The 11,942-nt window shown below is 45.9% G+C and carries 14 protein-coding genes and 1 tRNA gene; 6 read left to right on the plus strand and 9 right to left on the minus strand.

The window, feature by feature from the left end; genetic code table 11:
- The 4 genes from A8O14_RS10710 to pth all read left to right on the plus strand — a co-directional run bounded on the left by A8O14_RS10710 (position 1) and on the right by pth (position 2,576).
- Positions 1 to 77, plus strand: a tRNA-Gln gene (locus tag A8O14_RS10710).
- 54 nt (positions 78 to 131) lie between these two features.
- Positions 132 to 1,097, plus strand: coding sequence for a ribose-phosphate pyrophosphokinase (locus A8O14_RS10715; protein ID WP_068949501.1), 966 nt, complete (start codon positions 132 to 134; stop codon positions 1,095 to 1,097).
- Positions 1,098 to 1,232: 135 nt separating this feature from the next.
- On the plus strand, positions 1,233 to 1,883 hold the full coding sequence (locus tag A8O14_RS10720) for a 50S ribosomal protein L25/general stress protein Ctc (RefSeq protein ID WP_068949502.1): 651 nt from the start codon (positions 1,233 to 1,235) through the stop codon (positions 1,881 to 1,883).
- Positions 1,884 to 1,985: 102 nt separating this feature from the next.
- Positions 1,986 to 2,576, plus strand: a complete 591-nt coding sequence (gene pth / locus A8O14_RS10725; protein ID WP_068949503.1) for an aminoacyl-tRNA hydrolase — start codon at positions 1,986 to 1,988, stop codon at positions 2,574 to 2,576.
- Between the two features lie 9 nt (positions 2,577 to 2,585).
- Here pth and A8O14_RS10730 read toward each other — a convergent pair whose 3' ends face one another.
- From A8O14_RS10730 to A8O14_RS10750, 5 genes are read right to left on the minus strand one after another with little or no spacing between them, the layout of a single operon-like run.
- A complete protein-coding gene (locus tag A8O14_RS10730; protein ID WP_068949504.1) occupies positions 2,586 to 2,852 on the minus strand; it encodes a YfhL family 4Fe-4S dicluster ferredoxin in 267 nt (88 codons plus the stop codon).
- A 15-nt stretch (positions 2,853 to 2,867) separates the two neighbouring features.
- Positions 2,868 to 3,359 carry a pantetheine-phosphate adenylyltransferase gene (gene coaD, locus A8O14_RS10735; RefSeq protein ID WP_068949505.1) on the minus strand — a complete coding sequence of 164 codons (492 nt, stop codon included), beginning with the start codon at positions 3,357 to 3,359 and terminating at the stop codon, positions 2,868 to 2,870.
- A 36-nt stretch (positions 3,360 to 3,395) separates the two neighbouring features.
- On the minus strand, positions 3,396 to 4,010 hold the full coding sequence (gene rsmD, locus A8O14_RS10740; RefSeq protein ID WP_316934893.1) for a 16S rRNA (guanine(966)-N(2))-methyltransferase RsmD: 615 nt from the start codon (positions 4,008 to 4,010) through the stop codon (positions 3,396 to 3,398).
- The gene (locus A8O14_RS10745; RefSeq protein WP_068949507.1) at positions 4,003 to 5,343 is read right to left on the minus strand and encodes a M16 family metallopeptidase; all 1,341 of its coding nucleotides are present in this window, start codon (positions 5,341 to 5,343) and stop codon (positions 4,003 to 4,005) included. Before A8O14_RS10745 ends, rsmD begins: the two co-directional genes overlap by 8 nt.
- Complete coding sequence (locus A8O14_RS10750; RefSeq protein WP_228385074.1) at positions 5,340 to 6,668, minus strand: M16 family metallopeptidase; 1,329 nt, start codon at positions 6,666 to 6,668, stop codon at positions 5,340 to 5,342. Before A8O14_RS10750 ends, A8O14_RS10745 begins: the two co-directional genes overlap by 4 nt.
- 99 nt (positions 6,669 to 6,767) lie before the next feature.
- Here A8O14_RS10750 and ftsY point away from each other — a divergent pair, with 99 nt between their 5' ends.
- Both ftsY and rpoH read left to right on the plus strand, forming a co-directional pair.
- Complete coding sequence (ftsY, locus tag A8O14_RS10755; protein ID WP_068949509.1) at positions 6,768 to 7,658, plus strand: signal recognition particle-docking protein FtsY; 891 nt, start codon at positions 6,768 to 6,770, stop codon at positions 7,656 to 7,658.
- Between the two features lie 90 nt (positions 7,659 to 7,748).
- The gene (gene rpoH / locus A8O14_RS10760) at positions 7,749 to 8,678 is read left to right on the plus strand and encodes an RNA polymerase sigma factor RpoH (RefSeq protein WP_068949510.1); all 930 of its coding nucleotides are present in this window, start codon (positions 7,749 to 7,751) and stop codon (positions 8,676 to 8,678) included.
- A gap of 21 nt (positions 8,679 to 8,699) precedes the next feature.
- Here rpoH and A8O14_RS10765 read toward each other — a convergent pair whose 3' ends face one another.
- Genes A8O14_RS10765 through A8O14_RS10780 form a run of 4 tightly spaced genes read right to left on the minus strand, consistent with a single transcriptional unit; the run spans position 8,700 to position 11,941 of the window.
- Positions 8,700 to 9,290, minus strand: a complete 591-nt coding sequence (locus A8O14_RS10765; protein ID WP_068949511.1) for an SCO family protein — start codon at positions 9,288 to 9,290, stop codon at positions 8,700 to 8,702.
- Between the two features lies 1 nt (position 9,291).
- The gene (cyoE, locus tag A8O14_RS10770) at positions 9,292 to 10,185 is read right to left on the minus strand and encodes a heme o synthase (RefSeq protein WP_068949512.1); all 894 of its coding nucleotides are present in this window, start codon (positions 10,183 to 10,185) and stop codon (positions 9,292 to 9,294) included.
- Positions 10,182 to 11,285 carry a COX15/CtaA family protein gene (locus A8O14_RS10775; RefSeq protein ID WP_082913175.1) on the minus strand — a complete coding sequence of 368 codons (1,104 nt, stop codon included), beginning with the start codon at positions 11,283 to 11,285 and terminating at the stop codon, positions 10,182 to 10,184. The genes cyoE and A8O14_RS10775 overlap by 4 nt, the downstream gene beginning before the upstream one ends.
- On the minus strand, positions 11,285 to 11,941 hold the full coding sequence (locus tag A8O14_RS10780; RefSeq protein WP_068949513.1) for a hypothetical protein: 657 nt from the start codon (positions 11,939 to 11,941) through the stop codon (positions 11,285 to 11,287). Before A8O14_RS10780 ends, A8O14_RS10775 begins: the two co-directional genes overlap by 1 nt.
- Position 11,942: the final 1 nt, after the last annotated feature.

Here is an 11,942-nt window from a genome sequence, read left to right on the forward strand (position 1 = left end):
AGGGGAATCGCCAAGCTGGTTAAGGCACTGGATTTTGATTCCAGCATGCGAAGGTTCGAATCCTTCTTCCCCTGCCAAATACTGTAGAAACGACAAAGATAACCTTTTGACCCTACAAAATCCTTAAGACTATGTCCCCCACAAACTCAGATTTATTGACTTTATTTACAGGCAACGCAAATCCGGTTTTGGCTCAGGCTGTAGCCAAAGAACTCAAGTTGCCGATGGGCAAAGCCTTTGTAGGTCGTTTCTCAGACGGTGAAATCCAAGTAGAAATTCAAGAAAACGTCCGCGGCAAAAATGTCGTGGTGATTCAATCAACCTGTGCGCCAACGAACGACAGCTTGATGGAACTGATGATCATGATTGATGCTCTAAAGCGAGCATCAGCAAGCCGTATAACCGCAGTGATTCCTTACTTCGGTTATGCACGCCAAGATCGCCGTCCGCGTTCTGCCCGTGTTGCCATCTCTGCCCGTATCGTGGCAAATATGCTGCAATCAGTGGCTGGTATTGAACGTGTCCTCACAATGGATCTCCATGCCGACCAAATCCAAGGTTTCTTCGATATCCCCGTAGACAACATTTACGCCTCCCCTGTCTTACTGGCAGACCTAGAAGCACAAAAGACTAAAAAAGATCTGATTATTGTTTCACCAGACATCGGTGGCGTAGTCCGCGCCCGTGCCATGGCAAAACAATTGGGTACAGATTTGGCGATTATTGATAAACGCCGACCTAAGGCCAACGTATCCGAAGTAATGCACCTGATCGGCGAAGTAGAAGGCCGCCATTGCGTGATTATGGATGACATCATTGATACCGGTGGAACGCTTTGTAAGGCTGCTGAAGCGCTTAAAGAGCGTGGCGCAAAGGGTGTTACAGCTTACTGTACCCATGCTGTCCTATCAGGTGGAGCTGTGGCCCGTATTGCTGCCTCTGAATTGGACGAGCTGGTAGTCACAGACACCATCCCATTGACTGCAGAAGCTGCAAAAGTAGGCAAAATCCGCCAGTTGACCGTAGCTCCATTGCTAGCCGAGACCCTTTCTCGCATCAGCAAAGGTGACTCCGTCATGTCCATGTTTGCTGAATAAGCCGAAAAACTCCGTTTTACCCCGTTTTTTGGTAGTTTTAGGTCGTTTGTAGGCAAAAATCTCCATTCCCACGATATAATCGAAGGCTTTTCTGTTTGGTCGCGAACGGAAATTAACCTTAAAAGGGAATTTAATATGAAAGTTGTAGCCTTTGAAAGAAGCGTACAGGGAACGGGTGCGAGCCGCCGTCTGCGCAATTCCGGAAAAACTCCGGGAATCGTTTACGGTAGTAAAGATCCAGCCTTGGTCATTGAGTTAGACCATAACGCGTTGTTCCATGCTCTCCGCAAGGAAGCATTCCACTCATCTATTTTGGATTTGGAAATTGCTGGCAAAACACAAAAAGTGTTGTTGCGCGATTACCAGATGCATCCATTTAAACCATTGGTTTTGCACATTGACTTCCAGCGCGTATCTGCTACCGAGAAAGTTCACATGCGCGTTCCATTGCACTTCACTAATGCTGAGACTTCAGCTGCTGTGAAATTACAAGGCGCTGTTGTAAGTCACATCCTCAATGACATCGAAGTTTCCTGCTTACCAGCAGACTTGCCAGAGTTCATTGAGGTGGACTTGAGCAAAATCGAAGTGGGTCATTCTGTTCACGCTAAAGACCTTACGTTGCCAAAAGGTGTTAGCTTGGTATTACACGTCGAGCAAGAGAATCCAGTACTTGCAAACGCACGTATTCCAGCTGTTAAAGCCGCTGAGACTGAAGAAGCTGCTCCTGCAGCAACCGCAGCTCCAGCAGCCGCACCTGCTGCTGATGCAAAGGACAAGGCTTAATTATTAAGCTATCTGTTTGCGAAGAAAGCCCGCGCAAGCGGGCTTTTCTTTTATCTCCGTTCTCTTTTTGTAGAAATCGCCTGATATCTTTACACTCTCACCATGACTAAATTAATTGTTGGCCTAGGAAATCCAGGCGATGAACATGAGGAAGATCGGCATAATGCTGGCTTCTGGTTTGTCGACGCTCTCGCAAAACAATTAAGCGCCCGCTTTGAATCAGAAAAACGTTTTCATGGAAAAGTGGCGAAAGCAAAATGGGAAGGCGAGGATGTTTATCTTCTCAAGCCAAGCACTTATATGAATCTGAGCGGTCAAGCAGTTGGGGCGCTTTGTCGCTTTCACAAAATCACGCCTGAGAATATTTTGGTAGTGCAAGACGAACTAGATCTCAAGCCAGGAACTGCACGCCTCAAGCTCGGCGGGGGTACTGGTGGTCATAACGGTCTTAAAGATATCCAAGCGCACATCGGAACGCCGGAGTACTGGCGGCTACGACTGGGCATTGGACACCCAAGGGATCTCGCAGGCGATGGGCGCCCGATGGATGTGGCAGATTATGTTTTGCGCAGACCTCAGTTGGCCGAACAAAAGCTCATCAATGCCAGCATTGAAAATGGCCTTCAAATCTTGTCACTCTTTTTAAAAGGCGATACCCAAACCGCCATGCAAGAGCTGCATTCCAAAGGTTAGATTACTTAGCTAAGCCGAACTTGCCTTTCTAACAGCAGTTAACAGCTTGAACTTGACCATCAACTGGTCTTGGGTTTCCGTATGATCGGGGTTAAATGGAATGCAATCCACCGGACATACCTGACGGCACTGGGGCGCATCATAGTGACCTACACACTCAGTACATTTGCTGGGATCAATCTCATAAATTTCTAGCCCCATATAGATTGCATCATTGGGACATTCTGGCTCACACACATCGCAATTGATGCATTCGTCAGTAATCATTAAAGCCATATTTACTCGGTGGCCTTACTTAGAATTTTGATTGGCGATCTTCTTCACAAGCCATTTTTCTACTGACGGGAAAACGAACTTACTAACATCGCCACCCATCGATGCAATCTCGCGTACAAAGGTACCAGAGATAAATTGATATTGATCAGATGGGGTTAAAAATAAAGTTTCTACATCAGGCAAAAGATAACGATTCATGCCTGCCATCTGGAACTCATATTCAAAGTCTGATACCGCACGTAAGCCACGAACAATAACGCGCGCATTGTGCTCACGAGCAAAATCTTTTAATAAGCCATCAAAGCCGACAACCTTTACATTGGAATAGTGTCCTAAAACTTCTCTAGCAATCGCAATGCGCTCTTCTAATGAGAAGAAAGGATGCTTGCTTCGACTGGATGCAACACCAACAATGAGCTCGTCAAAAATGCTAGATGCACGACGAACTAAATCCTCGTGACCACGAGTAAAAGGATCAAATGTTCCTGGATATACAGCGACAGTCATAACTCTCCTAAGGCTTTATCAGCTACAGGCAAGAGTTTAGCCTCTTCCACCGCGAAATAGACAAGCTTTTACCTGTCCAGCCTCTAAGTATTTTCCACAATGCCAGTCTGGCAATAGGACTTCTACCTCTTCGCGAGAGCGATTTGTGGGGAATTCCACATAAATGCCGCCACCGCCAGAATCATCACAAATTCTGCCTGCCTCGATCACTGCTCTATTAAACAGGACATTGTCTGCAAATGGAGGATCAATAAAAATGAGATTACTGGAGCGATCTGCTTGCTGCTTTAAAAATTCAAGACTATCTCGCTGCAAAATCTCTACTTTCCCTAAAGCAGGGGAAGATTGCAATAGGCCAAAATTAGCAACTAAATTTGCACAAGCCTTTTTATCTTTCTCAAGAAGCACAACGAGATCTGCACCACGTGACGCTGCCTCAAAACCAAGAGCACCCGTGCCAGCAAATAAATCTAAACAGCGCAAACCCGTTAAGTCTTGACCAAGCCAATTAAACAGCGTTTCCCGAATGCGATCAGTCGTTGGGCGCAGACCAGGTAAATCCAAAACAGTTAACAAACGACTTCTCCAGGTGCCGCCAATAATGCGCACTTTTTTTGGCGGCTCTGCCCTCAGAGATTTTGGTTTATTTATTTTGAGCCCCCAGCACTACGATCTTCATACGATCCATTGCAAGATATTTTTGGAATGCGGCACTTACTTGCTCCAAGGTAACTGCCTCTACCTGCTTAGTCCACACGTCCATTGTATCTAGAGGTAAATCATTCCAAACGATCGATGAAACGTTATCTAAGAGCTTGCGATTGTTATCAATGCGCAATGGATAGCCATTAATCAAATTTGCTTTTGCCGCCGCAAGCTCACTAAGCGTTGGACCATCGGCAATAAATTTTCCAATCGTATCGCTCATCACCCCAAGTGCTACGGAGCCCTGATCACTCTTAGTTTGTAAGCCAGCTTGAAAAATACCATTGTCTTTGCCTGGAGCGAAATAGCTAAACACGCTATAGGCAAGCCCCCGTTTCTCACGCACCTCACCCATGAGGCGCGATACAAACCCACCACCACCCAAAATATAGTTGCCCACAAGTAAGGGGAAGTAATCAGGATTGTTGCGGGCTACCGCCGTCATACCCATAGCGATATGCGCCTGTTGAGAATCAAATGGAATCTGCACTTCGCGCTGAGACAAAGGCTCTACAGGTGAACGCTTTAATTCTGGCAATGGTGCAATTACAGGCCCTGATTGTGGAATTCTTTTTAATAAGTTTTGCACTATTTCATTTGCTTGTATCGAATCTACGTCACCCACAATGCTGACGATCATCCGATCACTACGATAGAACTGCTTGTGAAACTGCTGCAAATCATTGGTAGTAATTGCGCCAACGGATTTCACTGATGGAGTATTAGCTAGGGGATAGGCGCCATAGACCATTTTTTTAAAACGACGTTCCAACACATACTCAGGCTTTGTTTCCGCCTCAAGCAAGCTAGTAATGGTTCTTTGCTTTTCTCTTGCAAGGATATTGGCATCGTAGGTTGGGGCGCTCAACATCGCTGCCGCCAATTGCACTGCCCTGTCCCTTAAATCTCTCCTGCTTAGACTACGAATGCGCAAGATGGCACGCTCACCACTCACCGATAAACCAATATTCGCGCCCAAGTCAGCAATTTCATCAGCAATTTGAGCTTCATTTAATAAACCCTTATCACTACGAACCCCATAATTCATGAGGCCTGCAGTCATATCAGCTAAGCCACTTTTGTGCACAGGATCATAGCGATCACCAGCATCAATACTGACTTCAATATCGACCATCGGTAGGGCTTTAGTTTGCACTAAATAGGCTTTGGCACCTTTAAAAGCATCAAGTTTTTCGATCGGCAATATGGCATTTGCACTTGTAACCACACCAAATGCCAAAAGAGAAATGGCAACACAATGATTGAAAGCCCTGATCATTTGCTCTCCTGACTAACTGACTTTCGAGCTTGAGGATCCAATACTGCAATTGTCAAACCTTCATCCACTAAATATTTTTTGGCAACAGCCTGAACCTGCTCTGGAGTAATGGTTTGCATTTTCTCCAACATGTAGTCTATGTCTTTCCAAGAGAATCCAGCCATCTCGGTGCTCCCAATTTCCATCGCTTGGCCAAAAATAGAATCTCGCTTATAGATTTGCTCAGAGAGAATGTGAACCTTAATGCGCTTGAGCTCTGACTCCAACACACCTTTTTGCTTGATTTCTTCAATAGCTTTACGAATGCTCGCTTGTGCTTGTGCGACCGTTTTTCCTTTAGCCATCGTGGCGCTAATTAGGAACAACTCCGGACCACGAGATACCATGTCATAGCCAACCCCCACATCGTTCACAACTTTTTCTTGCTTGACAAGTGAGCGATTCAAGCGAGCATTGTCATAACCATCAAGTACCGCTGTTAGAAGTTCTAACGCATAAGGCTCGGGATTGTCTAACTTGCCAGATTCAAGGGGCGGAGCTTTCCAGGCCATCGTGAATTGAGCGCTGTCTGCAGGCGCCTTCACTTGAACTTGCTTAACACCCTTCTGTGGTGGCTCAACTTGTGGCTTACGTACTGGTAATTCTTGCGCACCAATAGCGCCATAATATTTTTCTACTGTAGCCAATGCCTGTTTTGTATCTACATCCCCAGCAATCACTACTGTTGTATTGTTTGGCTTATACCAAGTGCGATACCATTCCCTCGCATCAGACGCCGTCATATTTTGCAAATCATTCATCCATCCCACGACTGGATGACGATAGGGAGAGCTCATATATGCAGTTGCCATAAGTGACTCATTAAGCAGACTGCTAGGGTTATCTTCTGTGCGTAGGCGACGCTCCTCCATAACCACCTGGATTTCTTTTAGGAACCCTGCATCATCAAAATTCAAATTAGACATGCGATCCGCTTCAAGCTTAATCACTTCATCTAGCTTAGACTTCTCCACCTGCTGAAAGTAAGCTGTGTAATCACGCGAAGTAAATGCATTCTCACGGCCACCAACAGCGGCCACCAAACGAGAAAACTCTCCTGCTTTGACCTTGTCAGTCCCCTTAAACATCATGTGCTCAAGGACATGGGCAACACCTGTCTTGCCATTGACCTCATCCATAGAGCCTGCGCGGTACCAGACCATATGAGCTACAGTTGGAGCACGATGATCTTCCCGCACAATGAGCTTGAGGCCATTGCTTAGCTGAAATTCATGGGTATCGTCCTGATCTTTGCCTGTCGCCCAAGATAATTGGGTTAACAGCATAAATAAGAAGGTAATTCGGAGTAAATTCGAAAGCATCTGCTAAATCACCATATCCCAAGAATTAAATTGATAAGATGCAAGGATTAAATTGTATCGATTATGTTCGGCTTACGTAAAACCCTCGGATCTCTATTTAAATCAAGTAAGACTGATGAAGCTTGGTTTAATACCTTAGAAGAATCACTTATTCAAAGTGATGTGGGATTACCCACGGCCGAGCAATTAATCAGCAAACTACGAAAAGCAGCAAAATCTGAAAAAGCCTCTAGTCCTGAAGAGTTACAAGCACTCCTGATTCAAGAGGTTGGCGCTTTATTGCAGGCATTAGAGCCGTCGCTAAACCCTTTATTTACAAGCCAAAACGATACTATTCCCGAAGTTTGGTTAGTCGTTGGCGTCAATGGCGCAGGCAAAACCACCACGATTGGTAAGCTTTGTAGACTTTTTCAATCCCAAGGCAAATCAGTACTTCTTGCAGCAGGTGACACCTTTAGGGCTGCAGCGCGTAACCAGTTACAAGAATGGGGTGGACGCAACCAAGTTGATGTCATTACTCAAGAAGGTGGTGATGCAGCAGCAGTAGCGCACGATGCAATCCATTCAGCAATCTCTCGCAAAAGCGATATTCTGATCATTGATACCGCTGGTCGTCTTGCCACCCAAGATCATTTAATGGAAGAATTGAAGAAAGTGAAGCGCGTCATCGGCAAAGCCCTTCCTGGCGCTCCTCACCACACTCTATTGGTTTTGGATGGTAATACTGGCCAGAATGGATTGAGCCAAGTAAAGGCCTTTCATGCGGCTCTGGGGCTTACTGGAATCATTGTTACCAAACTTGATGGTACTGCTAAAGGCGGTGTTATCTGCGCTCTAGCCCACACCCTCAAAGAAGGCCCCAAACCGGCTGTTTTAGCTCTGGGTAAGGGCGAGGGAATAGACGATTTAGCCCCTTTCACAGCGGGGCAATACTCTTCCGAATTATTCAATTAATTCAATAAGTTACAGATGTAATAAACCATTAGCACTCTCTTGACAGGAGTGCTAAAATAATAATCTATTAACACCTCATATTTATAAAAAATGGTTCAAAAGAAATCTGACAAACCGAATTTGCAAAGGCTATCTGTAGCGCAGGCTGCAGCGGCGTCCGCTTTTCCGATGCTGCCATCCCTTGGGGTTGGCACTCTCGAGTCGTATATTGCATACGTTAATCGCGTACCGATGCTTAGCGCTGCAGAAGAGTTGCATCTGGCGCAAGAATTTCGTCGCACTGAAAACGTTGAGGCCGCTAAAACTTTAGTGCTTTCACATTTGCGCCTCGTTGTTTCTGTTGCACGTCAGTATCTTGGCTATGGCATTCCACATGCAGACTTAATTCAAGAAGGCAATATCGGCTTGATGAAAGCGGTCAAACGTTATGACCCAAGCAACGGTGCACGCTTAGTCTCTTATGCAATCCATTGGATCAAAGCCGAAATTCATGAGTACATTCTCAAGAATTGGCGCTTAGTCAAAATGGCGACTACTAAAGCACAGCGTAAACTGTTCTTTAACTTACGCAGCAACAAACCTACTTTGAGCGCACTCACTCCAGGTGAGGTAGACGCTTTAGCAAAAGCACTTGATGTAAAAGGTTCCGACGTTAAAGAAATGGAAATGCGTCTTGCTGGTGGTGACGTTGCGCTTGAGGCCGATGATAGCGATGAAGAGGCTGCTTATGCGCCTATTCAATGGCTTGCTGACAACAGCCAAGAGCCAACTGAGCGTATCGCCCATGCAGAAGCTGACGCATTACAGGGTCCTAAATTAGATCAAGCTTTGATGGCTTTAGACGAGCGCAGTCGTAATATTGTGCAATCCCGCTGGTTAGCAATGGATGCTGATGGCAACGGCACCAAGACCCTGCATGATCTTGCAGCTGAGTATGGCATCTCTGCAGAGCGTGTTCGCCAAATTGAAACAGCCGCCCTCAAAAAGATGCGCGGCATGTTGCAGGCTGAAGCAGCTTAGAGCCGCTTCAGCTCCATTCTCTTACTTTAAAAGTTCTTTCAAGTCATGCGCCAAGGTCTCTGGACCTTGAGCGTGCTTGATGTACAAACGCAGTCGCCCTTCAGGATCAAATGCGTAACTACCGGCAGTGTGGTCCATGGTGTAAGAACCTGGGCTAGTGCCTGGTACTTTCTTGTAATAAATCTTGAAGTCTTTGCTGACTTTTTCTAGCGCAGCTTCATCTGCAGGGCGTAATCCTAGGAAGCGTGAATCAAAAGACGGAACATACTGCTTCAAAATTGCTGCAGTATCACGATCAGGATCAACCGTTACAAATAGTACCTGTACTTTATCGGAGTGCGGACCCAATAAGGTCATGACCTGCTGCATCTCTGTCAAAGTAGTCGGGCAAATATCAGGGCACTGGGTATACCCAAAGAACATCACCACCACTTTGCCCTTAAAGTCGGCAAGCGTTCTCACCTTGCCATCCGGATCTAGCAAGCTAAAGTCTTTGCCAAATGCTGTGCTGCCAGTGATATCGATATTTTTAAACTCAGGCTTTGGGCTGCATGCGGCCAACAACAAAATAAAGAGTGCGATAGAGATCTTGCGCAATAAATTGATATTCATTTCAAAGGAAGTAGTGATCTATTAGCAAGGCTGCAAACAGCAAAGACAAATAGGTAATTGAAAAGCGAAAGGTCTTTTTAGCCAATGCATCGCTATAAGAAATAAACAATGCAGTCACATAAGCCAAGAACATCAAGCCCAGAATAATTGCGGAAATCAAATACACCATGCCACTCATGCCATAAATGTAGGGCAGCAAGGTTGCGGCAATCAAAATCAAGGTATAGAGCACAATATTGAGCAAGGTAAAACGCTCACCATGAGTCACTGGAAGCATTGGCAACCCGGACTGCACATAATCATCGCGACGATATAAAGCTAAGGCCCAAAAATGCGGCGGCGTCCATACAAAAATGATGAGGACTAGTAGCCATGCTTCTGCTGAAAGCGTATTCGTTACCGCTGCCCAACCTAGTGCGGGCGGCATCGCGCCGGATAAGCCGCCGATCACAATATTCTGCGGGGTAGCGGGCTTCAGTAACCAAGTGTAGATGACTGCATACCCTACAAAGGTAGCTAATGTCAGCCACATCGTTAAAGGGTTGCAAAAGTTCCACAAGATGATCATTCCCAAAGAACCAAGAATGATCGAAAAAACAATAATATGAAAAGGCGTCACTTCACCAGTTGCCGATGGACGCCAGGATGTGCGTTTCATCTTGGCATCCACTGCCTGCTCAATTAAACAGTTCACAGCAAATGCCGCGCCTGCTAAAAGCCATATCCCAATAATGCCGCCAAAGAGAACTGGGTATGGAACCATGCCTGGTGTAGCCAAGAACATACCAATGACTGCACAAAAGACTGCGAGCTGAGTCACTCTAGGTTTTGTTAGAACCCAGTACTGACGCCAACGTGGCATCGCCACTGTTGTAGATGTTTGAGGTGTATTCATAATGACTTCCAAGAAGCCCAGTAACTCATTCTGACTAAACAGAATACCAAAGCAGCAGAACCGGCCGTATGCAATAAAGCCGCCAACAAGGGCCATTGAAATACTACGTTTGAGATACCCGTCAGAATCTGCAAAGCAAGCAGACTAAACAAGAGTTTGGCAAAACGTTTAAGCCCTGTTGTTGCTAATGTAGTTAGCTTGAGAGCCCGCCAACCCAAGAATGAGAGGGCCCCTAATACCAATACTGCAAATAGGCGATGCGCCCAGTGAATGGTCTGTAACGCAACAGGAGAAATAAACTCGCCCTGGGCATTTAATCCAAGCTGACGCCAAAGCGTGAAACCTTCAGTCCAATTGGTTTCCGGCCATGCCAAACCCAAACAAGTCGGAAAGTCTGGACAGGCGAGCACAGCGTAGTTGGTACTCACCCAAGCACCCAAGAAGACCTGAATGACAAGCACTATAAAAGCTATCAATAACAAAACGGCCGGCAAAGGTTTAACTCGCAGTGTGCGTACTGCAGAAATTTTTTCTTCCCACGCTTGTTGAGCATAAGCAGTTAAACCGGCTAATAGGGCCAGCGCCAACATCAAATGAATAGTCACAATAATCGGTTGCAATTTAAGGGTCACAGTCCATGCGCCAAAAGCGCCCTGAATACACACCAATAGGAGCAAACCTAAGCTACCAAACAATGGGCTTTTGCCAAGCGTTTTGAGTTTACTGAAGGCTAAGCCTACTTGTACCAAGATCAATGCGCCAACAGTCATCGCCAAATAGCGGTGAATCATTTCAATCCAAGCTTTCATGACAGTTACAGGCCCGCTGGGCAACGCACTTTGAGCTTGCTGTATGTCGCTCAACGCATGAAAGGGATTGGAGGTGCCATAGCAACCAGGCCAGTCTGGGCAACCAAGACCTGAGTCGGTTAAGCGCGTAAAGGCGCCAAACACAATTAAATCAAAAGTCATAAACACCAAAACCCAATTGAGTTTCTGAAAAAAACTATAGCCTGGCCTTGTCCAGAGATAAGCCAAGGGCAGACCTGCAAAGACGATTGCAATAGCGGCCAACTCTAAGAACAAAACAATATTGGGCATTACAAACTCTCACCCTTGTGATTTAACTTCAAGAGTTTTTCTAAATCTTTCTTCAAACTAGAAAATTCTTTAGGCGAATTAGTCACTGGGAAATACATCATCTTCGCTGGACTTGGATCGATCAACTGAATCTCTTTGCCAGCGCCCTCTTTATTCAGCCAAGTGTCAAACTCAGCACGAGATTTAGGATCTGAGGACAACGAAACTACCTTAAGCCCTGCCGTCTTTTCGTCATACGCTTTTGTAAGCTCAGGGTCCACAGCCTTGCCATCCGTATTGACCCAAATCAGCTGAACACGTCCGCTTTCTCTGCCCATTGCCACTCTGGTTTGGCGCATAAGAAATAATGCTTCCACACATTCTTTGTCTTTCACTTGACACTCACCTGCAGGGCGGGCAATCAACAAAGTCCATTTACCTTTTAGTGGAACATCGAGCCAAGCACTATTGAATTCCTGGGCTGGGTATATCAAGGTACCAAAATTGGTTTTTCCACCCTCAGGCTTAATCACGTAGTAGGCAAAGTAGGATGCAATTACAGGACTAGCGCAAGCCAGCAATAGCAGCAGCATTTGAATGCGGCCACGGCGAGTTCGCGCATTGATTGCCGAAGAATCTGTTTGAGAAGCCGGAATTAATAACTCTTTATCACTCACG

The sequence above is a fragment of the Polynucleobacter wuianus genome, assembly GCF_001659725.1.
In the GTDB taxonomy this organism is placed as follows: Bacteria; Pseudomonadota; Gammaproteobacteria; order Burkholderiales; family Burkholderiaceae; genus Polynucleobacter; species Polynucleobacter wuianus.

Bases quoted from the DNA above. Each gene is read 5' to 3' on its own strand.
- A8O14_RS10715 (WP_068949501.1), top strand. From the start codon at position 132: ATGTCCCCCACAAACTCAGATTTATTGACTTTATTTACAGGCAACGCA.
- A8O14_RS10720 (WP_068949502.1), top strand. From the start codon at position 1,233: ATGAAAGTTGTAGCCTTTGAAAGAAGCGTACAGGGAACGGGTGCGAGC.
- pth (WP_068949503.1), top strand. From the start codon at position 1,986: ATGACTAAATTAATTGTTGGCCTAGGAAATCCAGGCGATGAACATGAG.
- A8O14_RS10730 (WP_068949504.1), bottom strand. From the start codon at position 2,852: ATGGCTTTAATGATTACTGACGAATGCATCAATTGCGATGTGTGTGAG.
- coaD (WP_068949505.1), bottom strand. From the start codon at position 3,359: ATGACTGTCGCTGTATATCCAGGAACATTTGATCCTTTTACTCGTGGT.
- A8O14_RS10745 (WP_068949507.1), bottom strand. From the start codon at position 5,343: ATGATCAGGGCTTTCAATCATTGTGTTGCCATTTCTCTTTTGGCATTT.
- A8O14_RS10750 (WP_228385074.1), bottom strand. From the start codon at position 6,668: ATGCTGTTAACCCAATTATCTTGGGCGACAGGCAAAGATCAGGACGAT.
- ftsY (WP_068949509.1), top strand. From the start codon at position 6,768: ATGTTCGGCTTACGTAAAACCCTCGGATCTCTATTTAAATCAAGTAAG.
- rpoH (WP_068949510.1), top strand. From the start codon at position 7,749: ATGGTTCAAAAGAAATCTGACAAACCGAATTTGCAAAGGCTATCTGTA.
- A8O14_RS10765 (WP_068949511.1), bottom strand. From the start codon at position 9,290: ATGAATATCAATTTATTGCGCAAGATCTCTATCGCACTCTTTATTTTG.
- cyoE (WP_068949512.1), bottom strand. From the start codon at position 10,185: ATGAATACACCTCAAACATCTACAACAGTGGCGATGCCACGTTGGCGT.
- A8O14_RS10775 (WP_082913175.1), bottom strand. From the start codon at position 11,285: ATGCCCAATATTGTTTTGTTCTTAGAGTTGGCCGCTATTGCAATCGTC.